The organism is Allobosea sp. 05L423, from assembly GCF_056397745.1.
In genome coordinates, this window is record NZ_JBFTOA010000025.1 from 26,047 (window position 1) to 41,478 (window position 15,432).

At 63.9% G+C, this 15,432-nt stretch carries 11 protein-coding genes and 1 tRNA gene; 7 read left to right on the top strand and 5 right to left on the bottom strand.

Annotated elements, in window-relative coordinates; all coding sequences use genetic code 11:
• The first annotated feature begins 35 nt into the window (after positions 1-35).
• From AC1DNE_RS27695 to AC1DNE_RS27720, 6 genes are all read left to right on the top strand, one after another.
• Positions 36-2,240, top strand: a complete 2,205-nt coding sequence (locus AC1DNE_RS27695; RefSeq protein ID WP_476841296.1) for a HAMP domain-containing methyl-accepting chemotaxis protein — start codon at positions 36-38, stop codon at positions 2,238-2,240.
• Between the two features lie 85 nt (positions 2,241-2,325).
• A complete protein-coding gene (locus tag AC1DNE_RS27700; protein WP_441472246.1) occupies positions 2,326-2,805 on the top strand; it encodes a chemotaxis protein CheW in 480 nt (159 codons plus the stop codon).
• Between the two features lie 5 nt (positions 2,806-2,810).
• Positions 2,811-3,695, top strand: a complete 885-nt coding sequence (locus tag AC1DNE_RS27705) for a CheR family methyltransferase (RefSeq protein WP_441472247.1) — start codon at positions 2,811-2,813, stop codon at positions 3,693-3,695.
• Positions 3,692-4,798 (top strand): protein-glutamate methylesterase/protein-glutamine glutaminase, encoded by a 1,107-nt coding sequence (locus tag AC1DNE_RS27710; protein WP_441472248.1) that lies wholly within the window; start codon positions 3,692-3,694, stop codon positions 4,796-4,798. Before AC1DNE_RS27705 ends, AC1DNE_RS27710 begins: the two co-directional genes overlap by 4 nt.
• Before the next feature lie 29 nt (positions 4,799-4,827).
• On the top strand, positions 4,828-6,546 hold the full coding sequence (locus AC1DNE_RS27715) for a coiled-coil domain-containing protein (protein ID WP_441472249.1): 1,719 nt from the start codon (positions 4,828-4,830) through the stop codon (positions 6,544-6,546).
• Between the two features lie 158 nt (positions 6,547-6,704).
• Complete coding sequence (locus tag AC1DNE_RS27720; RefSeq protein WP_441472250.1) at positions 6,705-7,649, top strand: FadR/GntR family transcriptional regulator; 945 nt, start codon at positions 6,705-6,707, stop codon at positions 7,647-7,649.
• Between the two features lie 213 nt (positions 7,650-7,862).
• Here the strand turns inward: AC1DNE_RS27720 and AC1DNE_RS27725 are convergent.
• Positions 7,863-7,939: transfer RNA gene (locus AC1DNE_RS27725), tRNA-Arg, on the bottom strand.
• Positions 7,930-10,170, bottom strand: a complete 2,241-nt coding sequence (locus AC1DNE_RS27730; protein WP_476841297.1) for a DEAD/DEAH box helicase — start codon at positions 10,168-10,170, stop codon at positions 7,930-7,932. The genes AC1DNE_RS27725 and AC1DNE_RS27730 overlap by 10 nt, the downstream gene beginning before the upstream one ends.
• Positions 10,171-10,542: 372 nt before the next feature.
• Here AC1DNE_RS27730 and AC1DNE_RS27735 point away from each other — a divergent pair, with 372 nt between their 5' ends.
• Positions 10,543-10,803, top strand: coding sequence for a hypothetical protein (locus tag AC1DNE_RS27735; RefSeq protein WP_476841298.1), 261 nt, complete (start codon positions 10,543-10,545; stop codon positions 10,801-10,803).
• Positions 10,804-11,050: 247 nt separating this feature from the next.
• Here AC1DNE_RS27735 and AC1DNE_RS27740 read toward each other — a convergent pair whose 3' ends face one another.
• Genes AC1DNE_RS27740 through AC1DNE_RS27750 form a run of 3 tightly spaced genes read right to left on the bottom strand, consistent with a single transcriptional unit; the run spans position 11,051 to position 15,353 of the window.
• Positions 11,051-12,364, bottom strand: coding sequence for an EH signature domain-containing protein (locus AC1DNE_RS27740; RefSeq protein ID WP_476841299.1), 1,314 nt, complete (start codon positions 12,362-12,364; stop codon positions 11,051-11,053).
• Positions 12,361-13,308, bottom strand: a complete 948-nt coding sequence (locus AC1DNE_RS27745; RefSeq protein WP_476841300.1) for an OmpA/MotB family protein — start codon at positions 13,306-13,308, stop codon at positions 12,361-12,363. Before AC1DNE_RS27745 ends, AC1DNE_RS27740 begins: the two co-directional genes overlap by 4 nt.
• Positions 13,308-15,353, bottom strand: a complete 2,046-nt coding sequence (locus AC1DNE_RS27750) for a hypothetical protein (protein WP_476841301.1) — start codon at positions 15,351-15,353, stop codon at positions 13,308-13,310. Before AC1DNE_RS27750 ends, AC1DNE_RS27745 begins: the two co-directional genes overlap by 1 nt.
• Positions 15,354-15,432 lie beyond the last annotated feature (79 nt).

Sequence of the window (15,432 nt, forward strand, 5' to 3'; positions counted from 1 at the left end):
CATGAAATCCTTACGTTGCTTATCGGGGACTGAGTATGAGATTGACGATCAAGACTAAACTGGCCGGTGCCTTCGGCATGGTCATCGCCTTGTCCGTGGTGGCAGGCGGGCTTTCCTATCAGAAGTTGTCCGACATGTCCGAGACGCAGGGCGTGCTGATCAACTGGACCAACCGGCTGGATCAGATAAGCGACGTTCGCAGCATGATGAACAGGTCGGTGCGTTCTGAAAAGAATGCCGTCATGGCGGCAACCGACAAGGAGATACTCGCTCAAGCCACGAGTGCGGTTCAGAACCGCCTCGACGCCGTGAAGCTCAAGGAACAGATCCAGGCCCAAGCCAGCGAGGCCGGCAAACGTCGCTGGGAGGCTCTGACGCCGAAGATCAATCGCTTCTTCGCGACGCAGGACGAGGTTATCCGCAACGCCAAGCTGAATTCGAACAACCGCGCCGCGGAACTCTGGGGCAGCGAGATGACGCCGCTCATCCAGGGCGTGACCGTCGCCTCGACGGCGGTCCTGAACGAGCTCACCAAGCCTTCCGCTTCGCCGGAAGCGCTGCGGCTGGCCCTTGATTTCCAGTCGGTGCGGCTGGAATGGCTGCGCTTGACGCGGTCGATCGGGCAGTTGTTCGGCGCGACGACCGTAGCCGAGGTCGAGAAGCTGCAGAAATCGGCCGAGGCGCAGGCCCGCGACGTCCGCGCCGCGCTCGCTAGGGCGGCCGCCCCGATCGCGGAGCAGGGGGTGTCGCCGGCAAACATGCTTGCTACCTTCGACAAGGGGATCGATGCGGCGCTCCGGATCGCAGCCGTTGCGGGCGAGGCGGGGAACATCAAGGCCAGCACGCTCTCGATGGGCGAGGGCGGCGAGGCCGTCACCGACATGATGGCGGGACTTGATGAGTATACCGATTTCATCAAGCAGTCCGCTGCCGCAGCCGCCAAGGAAGCAAGCGAACAGGCGGCCTTCGCGAAGACGCTTCTCATCGGCATCGTCCTGGGCTCGCTGTTGATCGCCATCATCGCGGCCACCTGGATTGCCCTTTCGATCAGCCGCGGCCTGTCGAGCGCCGTCGGATTGGCCAACGCGGTTGCGATCGGCGACCTCGGACAGTCGATCTCCGTGAAGAGCAAGGACGAGATCGGCGATCTGGTCACCGCGCTGAACGCGATGACGGCGAATCTCAGCGACACCGCCGCTGTCGCCAATGCGATCTCCAATGGCGACCTGACTGTCGAGGCGAAGAGGATGTCGGAGAAGGACACCCTCGGCATCGCTCTCGAGAACATGGTCGAGAAGCTGCGTGATGTCGTCGGCCAGGTGACCAGCGCCGCCGAAAACATGTCGGCGGGCAGCCAGGAACTGTCGGCCAGCGCCGAACAGCTCTCGCAAGGCTCGACCGAGCAGGCCTCCTCGACGGAGGAAGCCTCCTCGTCGATGGAGGAGATGGCGGCCAATGTGAAGCAGAACGCAGAGAACGCCAGCCAGACGGAGAAGATGGCCACGCAGTCGGCGAAGGATGCCGAGGCGAGCGGTGTCGCGGTGGGCAAGGCGGTCGATGCGATGCAGACGATCGCCGCCAAGATCAACATCGTCCAGGAGATCGCCCGCCAGACCGACCTGCTGGCGCTGAACGCGGCGGTCGAGGCGGCCCGTGCCGGCGAGCATGGCAAGGGCTTCGCGGTTGTCGCCTCGGAAGTGCGCAAGCTCGCCGAGCGCAGCCAGGCGGCTGCAGCGGAGATCGGGACTTTGTCGGCCGATACGGTCAAGGTCGCGCAGGAGGCCGGCTCGATGCTGGCCAGACTGGTGCCCGACATCAAGAAGACCGCCGAGCTTGTCGAGGAGATCACCTCCGCCAGCCGCGAGCAGGATGTCGGCGCCGCCCAGATCAATCAGGCCATCCAGCAGCTCGACAAGGTGACGCAACAGAACGCGACCGCCTCCGAACAGGTCTCCGCAACCTCCGAGGAACTCTCGGCTCAGGCCGAGACGCTACAGGCCACGATTGCCTTCTTCCGGCTCGGCGAAGGCGGCACGCACAAGGATAGCCCGCGCCCGGTTGGGGTCGACAGGGCCGTCACCATGCTGCGCGGCAAGGCCACGGCCATGGCGAGCGCGCTCCAGCCGAAGCGGGCGCCTGCCTCCAGCACACGCCCGGCCAAGAAGGTCGTCAATGGCGGCTTCGCCTTTGACATGGATGACGGCGAGGACCAGCACGACGCCGCTTTCCACCGCGCCTGAGCGCATGCCGGCTCCGCCCACGCGGCGGGGCCGGCCTCTCCGCGCCTCAATCCGCCTGGCTCCCCAGCCGCATCGCGAGTCTCCCATGGCCGACACCGCACAATACCTGACCCTTGGCATCGATCATGAGCTCTTCGGCATCGATATCCGCAATGTCCGCGAGATCCTCGACATGCGGCCGATCTCGAAGCTGCCGCATGCGCCGGCCTTCCTGCTCGGCATGATCGACGTCCGCGGTGCCGGCTATCCGATTGTCGATCTGCGGACCAAGCTCGGGCTGCCGCGCATCGAGCCGACCGATGCGACGCGCATCATCATTCTCGATGTGCCGGTCAAGGGTCGCACCCGGGGCGTCGGCTTCGTCGCCGATCGCGTCTTCGAGGTCACCGGCCTCGATGCCGACCAGACCGAGGCGGCCCCCGATGTCGGCGGCCGCTGGCAATCGAACTACATCGCCGGGATCGGCCGCAAGGGCGAAGCCTTCATCGTCATCTTCGATCTCGAGCGCCTGATGGAAGCCGATGGTCTCCCTCTGGCCGATCTCGCTGCCGGCAAGGCAGCTTGACGCCGATGAGGCCAACCATGTCGGACACCTCGGATTATCTGGCTGACAAGCATTTTTCGGCCATCGCCGCGATCATCGAGAGTCGCGTTGGCATCAAGTTGCCGCCGACCAAACGCACCATGGTCGAGGGACGGCTGCGAAAGCGCGCCCGTGCGCTTGGCCTGGCAGGGGTGTCCGGCTATGGCGCCCATCTGTTCGAACGCGGCGGCCTCGACGACGAGCTTGTCCACCTGATCGATTGCGTGACCACCAACAAGACCGATTTCTTTCGCGAGCCGAGCCATTTCGAGTTTCTGCGCAATGTCGCCGTGCCGCAGTTGCTGCGGCGGCATGACTCGCTCCCGGCCGGCCTGAAGGTCTGGAGCGCCGCCTGCTCGACGGGGGCGGAAGCCTACACGGTCGCCATGGTGCTGCAGGATTTGGTGAATGCCGCCAAGCCGATCCGCTTCTCGATCCTGGGCACGGACATCTCGACGGAGGTCCTGCGCGAGGCGAGAGCGGCCATCTATCCGCGCGCCTTCGTTGCGCCGGTACCGTCGGCCATGCAGCAGCGCTACCTCATGCGATCGAAGGATCCGCGGCAGGATGTCGTCAGGGTCACGCCGGAACTGCGCCGAAAGGTCCATTTCGAGCGGCTGAACCTGATGGACGAAAGCTATCCGTTCGACCGGGACGTGGACGTCATCTTCTGCCGCAACGTGCTGATCTATTTCGACGGGCCGACTCAGAAGGCCGTCATCGAACGCCTAGTGTCGCATCTGCGACCCGGTGGATACCTGATGCTCGGCCATTCGGAATCGATGGCGGGCAGCGGTATCGCCGGACTGCAGCAGGTCGTTCCGACCGTCTATCAGGCCGCTCCCGCCGCTCTCAGGAGGGCAGCAGAATGACCCGTCAACCGATCCGCGTACTCATCGTCGACGACTCCGCCTCGGTGCGCCAGGTGCTCAGCTCGATCCTGAATGCCGATCCGGGCATCGAGGTCATGGGAACGGCAGCCGATGCCTTTGCCGCGGTGCGCCGCCTGCAGAACGAATTGCCCGACGTCATGATCCTCGACATCGAGATGCCGGGGATGGACGGGCTCACCTTCCTGCGCAAGATCATGGCGCAGCGGCCCATTCCGGTGATTATCTGCTCGACCTTGACCGAGGCGGGTTCGCGGGCGCTGTTCGATGCGCTCGAGGCCGGGGCGGTCGACGTGTTGCCGAAGCCGCGCATCGACACGCGCAACGCTCTGATCGAGACGGCGGATCGGCTGAGGCACTCCGTCAGGGCGGCTGCTCAGGCGCGGCTGGGCCCGAGGGCGGTGCGTGCGCCGGTCGAAAAGAAGCTGACCGCGGATGTCATCATGCCGCCACCGGTCCCCGTCCGCGTCCGCAGCGAGACGGATCGTATCGTCTGCATCGGCATTTCGACCGGTGGGACCGAGACCCTTCGGGAGGTACTAGCGGCCCTGCCGGTCACATGTCCCGGCATTGCGGTGGTGCAGCACATGCCTGAGAAGTTCACGGCCGCCTTTGCCCGGCGGCTGAACGGCATTTGTGCGGTCGAGGTCAAAGAAGCGGAGGACGGCGACGAGCTTCAGGCCGGCCGCGTTCTGATTGCGCCGGGAAATCGTCACATGCTCCTGCAGCGCTCCGGTACGCAGTATCGCGTTGCGATCAAGGACGGCCCGCATGTCTCGCGCCACCGCCCGTCCGTGGACGTGCTGTTCCGCTCGGCTGCCCAATATGCCGGCGCCAACGCACTCGGCCTGATCATGACTGGCATGGGCGATGACGGTGCTCGCGGGCTGCTCGAAATGCGCAAGGCAGGCGCACACACGCTGGCGCAGGACGAGGAGAGTTGCGTCGTCTTCGGCATGCCTAAGGAGGCGATCGAGCTTGGTGCCGCCCAGCGCGTGATCAGCCTTGCGCGCGTGCCACAGGAAATCATGGCCTGGCCGCATCTCGGACGCGGCAGGGCAGGCGAGATCGCCCAAACCGCCTGAGGGCTGAGTTGCATTGCGTCGGGGGCAGAATGTTTCGGGATAACGAAGGACTATCGAGGCTGATCCTGTCGCTCGATGCGAATGCGCGCGCGATTGATGTGACCTTCGCCACGGCCGGGCAGCAGCTTGGCGACGGCCTGGAACTGTTTCAGGCGCTGAATGAGCGGCTTGGAGCCTTGTCGCGCGAACTGGCAGGCACCGAGATCGAACAGGCCCGCACGGCGCTGCATCGTCTCGCCGGCGAATTGCGTGTGCTGAACCACGCCCTTGCCTCCGAAACCTGCGCGCTTCAGGACCTGTCGATCCACAGCCACATCGCCTCTCAGGCTCTCGAACGGCTGCTTGAGCAGATGCGCCTCATCACCATCCTCGCACGCGGCGCACGGATCGAGGCAATATCCATTCCGATGGTTGGGAGTGATTTCGGCGACTTTGCCGGCGAGATCGGCACGCTAACCGCAGAGGCCCAGCGCACGATCACACGCTGCGCGCGCGATCAGGCGCGGCTCTGTAGCCTCCTCGATTCCGCGCTGAAGGCACAGCGAGAATTCGAAGGGCGGTACGGAAAGTCGCTGGCGGCGCTGGCAGGCAAGCTCGACCAGACGCTGGCGGAGGTCGCCGAGCGTCAGCGCCGTAGCGTCGCGCTGACCGCCGAGGCGGCCGCGATCTCGGGCCGGATCACATTGGCCACCGGCGGCGCCATTATCGCTCTCCAGGCCGGCGACAGCATACGCCAGAGGCTTGAACATGCCATTTCCGGGCTGCGTCTGGGCGAGGTGCCTGGGGCCGCTGCCGATCTGGACGGCGCGGCGCGCGTCGCCTGCGGCGATATACTGTTGCGGCTGCAATCGGCGCAGCTCGAAGCCGCAGCCGGTGCTCTCGGTCCCGATGTTGAAGAGATCAACAGCGCGCTCGTTCTGCTTGAGCGCGAGACCACGCAACTGATCGATCTCGTCAGGTCGCTGTATCGCGGTGGCGGCACCGCTTCGTTCCTGGTCGAACTGGAGGCCGATCTGGCAGAGGCTTCTGAACTCCTCAGCCGTTGCGACATCGCCCGCGCGGGCGTCGATCGCGTCACCAAAGCTGTAGCGAGCGTTCTCGATGATTGCCAGGGCACGGTCGAGGCGCTTGCTGCGACCGCCACGAACATCGTCCTGATCGGGATGAATGCGGGACTGCGCGCGGCGCGGATCGGCACCGGCGGGCGCAGTCTCGTGGTAATCGCCCAGGAGCTGAAATTCGCGGCCGACCAGGTGGCCATCGATTCGCGGAAGCTGACTCCAGCATTCACGCAGATGCAGGCCGCCTCGTCGGTGCTGAAGCGCGAAGGGAGGCTGGACGCTACCTATTTCGCCGCCTGCGACGAGATGATGCGCAACTCGCTCGCCATCATGCGCCACAGCGGCGATCGGCTCGGTGCGAGCCTGGACGAGTTGCTGCGGCAGGGCGAGAGGTTCGGCGCCGTGATCGAGCAGGCCGGGCTATCCTTTTCAAGCACCGGAGCTATGCGCGATCTCATCACGGGGGCGGCTCGTGAGCTGTTGCGCGCGGCCGGAGCGGAACTCCCTGAGACACATCTGCTCGCGCAGGCGGGGGATTTCATCGCGCGAGTGACCTGGCCGAGCTACACCATGGCGGCGGAACGCCAGATCCACAATGCTGTGCTCGAACGATGCGGATTGGCGCAGGAGGCGCGTACGCCGGTTGCCGTCGCGGCGGAAGCCGAGGTCGATGAGTTCCTGTTCTAGATGGACGAAATCCTGGGGGGACCGTCACGACCTGCCCGATCGCGTTGACCGGGGCCATCAGGGTTCCGCGCTTGGCCACCGTCCTCTACAGGCCTGGCGATGCCCAGAAGCCCGTTCTCGCCGATAGGATTCGCGCCATCGAGAGGAAGCGAGGAAGAATGTGCGCACTCGAGGCGGTCGGCCAGATGCTGTTCGGCCCGCCGCCGCCCGGAGCCTGCAAATATCCGCTGTTGCTCGGTCGGGGGAGGTCCATTCCCGCACCCGGCTCGCGCTTTATGGTCGGGCTCAGGCATCGCCGCGTCTTCGCCTGGCGGGGGTCAGTTGTATGCCGCTGGGCGATCGGGACAGTCACGCCGCCTGCCGGAGGCACTGGAAAACTGCGGGAGCGCCCCATGTCTTCAAGCCCAGTTTCTCTAGGCGCTGCTGCAGCCTCGCGCCGCACGGCATCGAAGATCTACGACCATATTTTCGACCGTATTGCCGCTGGCGATTACACAAAGGGCGAAAAACTGCCGACCGAAACCGAGCTGTCCGAGCTCTTCAAGGTTTCCCGGACGGTTGTTCGGGAGGCGCTCGGCCGCTTGCGCGATGATGGCCTGATTCAGTCTCGTCAAGGGGCCGGCAGCTTCATCCTGGTCAGCGCGGATCAGGCCATCCGCCGCTTTGCTCCCGTGATGAGCATCGGCGATATCCAGCGGTGTTACGAATTCCGCATGTTCGTCGAGGAGGCAGCTTGCGGACTTGCTGCGTTGCGACGAACGGAGGCCGATCTGAGCGATCTGCTCGCGCATCTGCGCGCCACGGAAAATATCAGCGACGTCGCGCAGGGCGTCGATACAGACCTCGATTTTCATCTGGCGATTGCGGCAGCCTCCCATAACCGCTTCTTCGTGGACACGCTGATTTCGATGCGTAGCCACATGACGGTCGGGATGGAGCTGACGCGCAAGCTATCGCTGACCCGCCCCCGCGATGCCTTGCAGCTCATGTATGCCGAGCATCAGGTCATCTATGACGCGATTGCCGCCAGCGATGTAAGTGCGGCTTCAGCGGCCATGCGTTGTCACCTCGAAGCTGCGCGGAAACGGGTTTTCGAAGGCTGAGCCGACGTCGCTGGAGGTACGACCGGAACTGCGGGAATCGTTGCCAGCTTCCAGCGACGCGAAGCAGGTTTTGAGCTGTGGGAGACGGCTTTTGAGGAGTGGGTCAACCGCCGGCCGGTAGGCGTGACCCCCATGGCTAATCGCGAGGCGTCCCGGGCGGGAGCTTCAGGCACCCGCAAAAGGTTCGTGGCTTTATTCCGAATGGTAGAAATATGGCGCGCCCGACACGATTCGAACGTGTGACCTTTGCCTTCGGAGGGCAACGCTCTATCCAGCTGAGCTACGGGCGCAAACCGTGAAGGCTGGATAGCCGATCCCCGCGGCTTCGGCAATGCGGGATTTTGCGAAGGAGCAAATGCCCGAACAGGCAAAGGTCACACGTTCGAATCGTGTCGGGCGGCAAGATCCGATGGAGCTCGCCGGTGTCGTCCAACGTGTCGCCCATTGGCCAGAGAGCAGCCTGCGCGAGGTTTCGTTTCCTCTGCATTAGGCTCTGCAGCAGACAGTCGAAAGAGTGCTCGCGGTAGCCGCCATGGATCGCCATCGGGACGTGGATCGTAACGCTGTGCTTTTGCCCGATCCGATGCGTCCGGTCGTTGCATTGCTCCTCGACGGCCGGGTTCCACCAGCGAGACAGATGGATGACATGCGTGGCGGCCGTCAGCGTGAGTCCTGTGCCCGCGGCCTTGGGGCCGAGGACCAAGAGATCGAACCCTTCGTCGGCGTCGAGATGCCTCTGGAAGCGATTCACGATGGCCTGACGCTGCGGGATCGGCGTATCGCCGTTGATGAGGTCGATACGGCTGAGCTTGAACTCCGAGCGCGCAAGCTCGATGAAACGATACTGCATCTGGCGATGCTCGATAAACACCAGGGCACGTTCTTGCCGCCTCTTGATATCGCGGAGGATGTCGAAGGTCGCGTGCAGCCGCGCGGATGCGTTGATGAATCCCGCGTCGTCGCTGGCCGCCTGCAGTGCAGGATGAACCGAAACGCTCCGGATATGGTGCAACGCCTTTAGAGCCGCGCCCAGACCGCCGCCGGCGAGCTTCAGCTTGGCATCCTCGTAGTGTGCTTCCTGCGGCGGAGGCATAAGGCGTGGATGGATGCGTCTCTGCTTGGGCTGGAGATCGCGGGCCACGTCCTGCTTGAGGCGCCGCAGCCCCAGCGGTGGCAGCGCCCCTACCGGCTTGAACACGCGGGCATGCAGATCCGCCATCGTCTCCCTATCGGTCGCCGCGTATCGTTGCCTGAAGTCCTCGAGCGTGCCGAGCATGTCGCCGCCCAGGATATCCATGATCGCCCAGAGATCGACGACGTGGTTCTCGATCGGCGTGCCGGTCAGACCGATGCGAAAATCGGCATTGACCGAGCGCCCTGCTTTCGCCCGAAGGCTGGCATGGTTCTTGAGAGTCTGGATCTCGTCGAAGACCACGGCCGAGAAGCGGATGCGCTGCAGAGAATGCTGATAGTTGCAGAGCGTCGTGTAGGTGGTGAGCACCCAAAAGCGGTGGGCGCGCCCCTCGGTAACAGCCTCCTTCAGGAATTCGAGGTCGAGCTTGGCTTCACCGCTGTCAGTGTCCCGTCCCGACGCTCCGGACTGCTTCCGGGCCTGGGTGCTGCTGCCATAGAGCCGGATGAGATGTCCTAGGCCCGGCTTGCGGAGGTGGATCTCAACCTCTTGTTCCCAGTTTTGCAGCAACGATGTCGGCGCCACGACGAGGACCGGACCGCGTGCGCCATCGCTCGCCTTCGCCATGTGATCCTTCAGCCAGGCCAGGAAGGCGATGGTCTGCAGGGTCTTGCCGAGGCCTTGCTCGTCGGCGTTCAGGATACCTGGCAAGCCGGACTTCCAGGCGTTGACCTGCCAGTCGAAGCTGTCGACCTGATGGTCCTTGAGCGGTGTTTGGATGGTCGCCGGCGGCTCGTCGGAAATGGCAGTCCGACGCGGCTGCAACTTCGCCTGCCAGCGCAGTTCGTCTGTGTTTTCGAGGGTATCGAGAACGAACGGCCCCGACTTGCCAGTTTCCGATGTGTCCTCCTCTTGATCTTCTGAACTCTGCTGTGCCGGGCGGGCGGACCTTGTCTGATCGATCAGGTTCAGCGCCTCTTGCCGTGCTGGCAAAGCGACATCGCCCACGGGGACGAAAGGCTCTCCGGCCTCCATGGCGCTCGCGACACGCTCGCGCAGCGCGGCGAGATCCGGATCCGACATCTCAGCGAGATGACCAGCCAGCTTCTGCGCGAAGTTCTCGGGCAACCATGTCGTGCTGCCGGCGGCAATCTCCTTGGCGGCCTTCTCGAAGATTTTTATGCCGACAACGCGCTCCGAGAACTCCTGCGTCTCGACGAAGGCCGGGCCGGCAGCTGCCTCGATTGCCTCCTCCTCGGCCTCGGGCGAGAGCCCCTCCAGGCGGCCCGTTTTCCGGAGATCTTCCTCAACCGCCTGCGTGATCCTGGCGCGCGGGTTACGGACGAAGGCGGCGCGATCGGCTGCCGGCTCCTTCTGCACGCGCGCCATGGTTTCCAGCACCGCCGTCGCGGCGCGGTCGATGACCAGGAAGCTGCCCGGCGCCAGTCGGAAGGCAGGCAGCGCACCCCGCTCCCGCACGCGCCTCTGGAACGTCCGCAGCGCCTCGCCGGACAGCTCGCCGGCTGTCTCGGGAACTCCCGCCGCATCCTCTGCGAAACCAGCTCCCTTGATCGACTGGCCCGAGAAAGGCACCACCTCGAAGTCGTCGCCAGCTTCGGTCGGCGCGATGGCAAAACGATCCGCCAGACGAACCTCTAGCCCTGCGAGGAAGTCCGTCATCGACACCCGTGCCGCCGCATTGGCGTCGGTGACCATGACGCCCGGGTCCAGCGCCTGACGGAACTTCGCCAGTGCCTCCCAATGTCCAACGTCGTGCCGAACGCTCTCGAAACCGTCCGCGACCTCGATCGCGTCCATCAGCCACACCGGCAGGCGCCGTGCCTTGCCGCGGGGATTGAGGATAGAGCCTTGCCGCTCGACGGGTTGGCGCTTTCCATGATGCTGCCATTCGTAGCGAAGGCGGAAATTCGGACTGCCGAGTATTCCTTCGACATCGGTTTTCAATGTCAGGTCGGCCAGCGGCGGCAATCCGAGCGTCTCTGCGGTCTGGCCGTCGAGTGAAGCTGCGAGCCGGTGTGACATGGCAATCTCGCCGCCGCTGATCCTGAGCGAGCCCGGCATCTCGTCGGCAAGGGCGCGCAAATCGCCAATCGCCAGCAGCAGGTCGCGCTCCTCGGGCGGCAGGTGTTCGAGATCGCTCGGTGAAGCCTTGCCGAAGATGCGCCCGAGAAGCCCTGACTGGTCTGGGCGCACGGTCAGAGTGACAGCTTCGGGCGTCGATACGAAATCGAAGTTCACGCGCACCTCGTCAAATTCGCTCCAGGACCCAGCCCTGCCAGTAGCCATTGTGGGATTTGGCTTCCGCCCCCGCCGAGAGCCGGATCGATTCGCAGTCGTATTCCGCCCGATACAGCGCTGGCGCTGAGGGCGAATTCCCTCGGAAGATATGGATCTTGTAGCTGTGTGAGCCCTCAACCAAGATTCTATTGCCGATCTTGAGGATCAGCAGCGAGGTGTAGAGCCGGGATCCGCCTGCAGTCTGCAATCCATAGCGCAGGGTCGCTTGCCCGCTACGGGTGCCCGCTTGCCGCCTCGCATAGCGAGCCGCCTCTGCACTGAACGCGACCCAGGCTCCGTCGATGCGCCCCTGCTCGTGAAGCGACAGCCAGAACTCCCGTCGCGGCTCCCACATGTGGCTCTCCTCGACCGCCGACACGACATCGAGGAAGAAGCGGATATTCTCGCCGGTCAGCCAGCGAAGGACAACAGCCCTATGCTGTTCCGGAACGCCAGCCCAGGCCCCGCTCGCCGAAACGCGAGGATCTCCGTAGCAGCCGACGAGCGCATCGATGATGTAGCGCTGATCGTCTGCCGAGGGATCAGTTGAAAGCCAGTGCCCCAGCACGGCCGAAATCGCTTGAGCGGCGCCTGAGAACCGCGGCTCTTGGCGCTCTGGGCGCAGCCACCCGAATAGCCTCTTAAGTTCGCCGCGATCGCGCAAACCAGGTCGGATGTCTTCGATGAAGGCGAGATGGGCATGATCCATCAGCCCGGGCGCGTGAGGCGAGTTAAGTCCCAACGCTTTCAGGTTGTTCCACGGATCGGCCATTCCCATCATCAAGCCGGCGATGGCCTCATGCCCACGCTCCGGGTCGAGCCAGGACGGCAGAGCCTGCTCAAGCTTGGTCCAGCGCCCTCCGAGCCGAGAGCGTGCCTCGGAGAGGGCTTCCGCGAGATCGCGGGTATGGGCGGCACCGGGCTCGTAGCTGCCGATGTAAACAGATGCCATGGCGCCTAGAAAGCTGCGTCGGGTCGAGACCCGGAGCTCATCAAGGTAGAATTGGCGCAGACCTGCGAGTTCCGCGCGGGACCGCCGCGCGGGATCGAACAGCGCGCGCGCCGCCCGGGTCACGAACGAGGTCGGCAGGTCGTCCCAGTCGTCCTCGACGAGCCGCCGGCGCATTTCCTCGACCAGCCTGTCACGATCATTCTCTGGAGGCTCTGTGACGACATCCGGCCATCGCTCAAGGACACGACGTGCGCTCGCTCGCAATCGGCTCGGTTCCGCCAATGCCGGTGGGCCGAATCGAACGGACTGATTGAGGAGCGCGGCGAGCTTCATCGCGTGCCCGCGGACGTTACGCTGTCGCGAAGGCGGGTTCTGATGCTCTCGATCTCCTCCGAAGACTGCGGCGTATACATGATTATGCGGAGGTCGATCCTGCGATTGGTCGCCCGTCCCTCGGGTGTTGCATTGTCAACGATCGGACGCATCGCTCCATACCCGGCGACGGACATGACCGGCTGCTCCCGCAAATTCCGGTGCTGAATCAGAGCGGGCTCACGCTCCTTCATGACGAAGAAAGTCGTGTTCGCGCGCTCGGTCGAAAGCGTAAAATTTGCGTTTTCATTGCCGGTGATGTCGGTGTGGCCTTCTATCTGCACCGCTTCAATGATTGCGCCCACATCGTTACAGCCTGCCTGCCATCGCGCCTGACGGCCCAGCGTATAGCAGGGTAAAATCTCGTTCAGGCGCGTCGCAATGCGCCGGACGATCTCGGGCTTGCCCTGAGAGAGCCTAGACTGTCCGCTTTCGAAAAGCCCATCGCCCTTGAACCGCAGGGCGTCCATCTGCTCGCTCACCACGACCTGTAGATCGGGAAAGTCGAGCTTGAGCTGCGCTTGCAGGCCCTCCAGGACCTTCCGGCGGAGATCCGAAACCTGAGCCATGTAGGCCTCAAGCGGATTCTTCTCCGCCAACCGCCTCTCGAGCTCTGCAAGCTTGTGCTCCAGTTCCTCGACCCGTTTGCGTCGCTCCTCGGCGATTTGCCGAGCCTGCCTGAGCTCCTCCTCGAGACGAGCCTTCTCCAGCGCGACTGAGTCACGCTGCGCGACGACAGCATCATAGCTGGCCTTGGGCACGGTCTGGCTGCTCGACATCTTCGACGCCGAGTAGGCCAGCAGGATCATGATGATGAAGAGGAAGCTGACGGTCAGGTCAGTCATCGAGACGAAGGCGGATTCTTCCTCGTCCTCGTGCTGACGGCGACGCGAGCTGCCCCGCATCAACGCCTCCGAGATTCAGGCGCGAACTGTTCGGCCTGCTCGACGATGGATTGGAGCGTGTCGAGGGCCGGGCTCAATTGAGCCTGCAGATCGCGAACATGACCGAACATGCCTTCGACGGCGGAAGCGACGTGCCCAGTATAGGTCTCGAAGGCCTTACCAAGCTTCTCGTCGATGTCGTCCAGGCGGTCGCCCTGGCCGCGTAGCTTCTCCAGCATGGTTGTGATGCCCGCCAGCGAGGCTTCAATCGCCTTGGCCTCTCCCCCCAAGATCTGCTGTGCATTGGCGAGCGCCGATGCCGCGCTCTCGGCCGTCGCGCTTGCTGAACGGCTCACAGTCTCGGAGACGTTCCGCGTCGACTCCGACAATTGACGGATCGCGCCTTCGATGCTCGTGGTGCTCGCGCGCAACGGCGTCGCAGCCTCGACAAAGGCTTGCGACGCTCCGCGGAACTGACCGGCGGCCTGCTCGCTCGCCTCGGCGCCCGCACGCATGCCGTCCGAGAAGCGCCGCAGGTTCGTCGTGCCTTCGGTCAGGTCCGTTACAACACCGCCGAGGCGCCCGGAGATCGCATCGAGCGGACCGAGAAGATCCTGTGACGCCTTGGTCGAGAACGCTTCGGTCGCCTTGGCAATATCGATCGCGCTCTTGCCGAACGCGTCGAGAATGTCCCGACCGGCCGCATCGATGGCCCCACTGGCCGCCGCAGAAGCCGCCGCCATCTGCTCACTCGCTGCCCCGGAACCAGCTTTCGTCGCGGCCTCGAGCTCCGCCCGGAAGGCCTCGGCCGCCTGGCGCATCTCTGTGGCCGCAGCACTGATTGCACGTGCCCCTTCGCCCGTATTGTCGCGGATGCCCTGGAGCGTGTCGTTCATGACAGTCAGCAGTTGCTCGGCGCCTTGCGTCACAGCGCCGCTTGCCGTCTCCGCGGTAGCTCCCATGGCGGCACGGATATCGTCGACCGTCTGGGCGAGCCGAGCCACCACGGAATCCATCTCCGATCCCATGCGACCGGAACTCTGATCCATGCGCGAGGACAGCTCGGCAATGCGTTCGCCGGCAACAACGAGCTTGTCGCTCGCCTGCGACAATGCCTGGCCGACGTCATCAGAGAAGCGCGACGACAGATCCTGAACCATGGTGCCCATGCCCTCGGCACCGATCTGGCCTACCTGCTGGAGCAGCGGCTGCATCTCCTTGCTGATCGCGGCCGAAATGCGATCGGGCAGTTCCTCCCGCAGGGGGCGGCCCAACTCGACCACGAGCTCCATGCCAATCGCCCTGAAGTGATCCTTCTGCTCACGGCTCGCTGCGAGCTGTTTGACCGCGAGTTCTTCAAGGCTGATGAAAGTCAGACGATGTTCCATCTCGCTGCAGAGTTGGTGAATAGCTCCATCGACCTTGCCCGTTCCGACGCGCAGAACGATCGTGAACAAGATCGAGCAGAACAGCCCCGTCAGAGACATAATGAACTTGGCCGAAGCGATCGTCAGCAGGCCGTTGATGTCGATGTTGAGGTCGGCAGCGTTTGATCCCGCAGGGGCCGCCATCGAGTTCAACGCCGATATAAGGCCGAGAAAGGTCAGGAACAGGCCGCCCGTTACGAAAAGACCGGGAACAATCCGCCAGAAACCAGGTGAGAAGTGCAGATCTTCGAGATTGAAGAATGTTGAGGGGCGCGCCGCGTTCTTATAGACGACAACGTCATCAAGCCGCTCAGGGACTAGTGTATCTCGATACTCATTCCAGGCCGACACGACGGGTCCGCGGAAGGCATCGTTCGCTGATGGAAGCACGGCGCCATCCAACGCCACGATGGCGCGATCCGTCCCCGCATTGCCGACAGCCTCGACGAACTCCGTGCGCAACCAGTTCAGCGCCGCGCGTCGGCGGGCGACGCTGAGAAGGAACAGAACGACGCAAACAAGCAGGCCAAAGAGCAGGACCAGCGTGACGATGCCGGGTGCAGACTCATCCCTAAGTAGCCCGGCGACAGCAAGAACGACGTTCTTGACGGTCAGACCGACGTTACGCAGCAGCTCCAACGAGACCCCCCGAAGGCATTATTCATCCAACAACCTATCGGAGAGCAGGGGGACAGCGTTTGGGCATAGTCAACGGGCA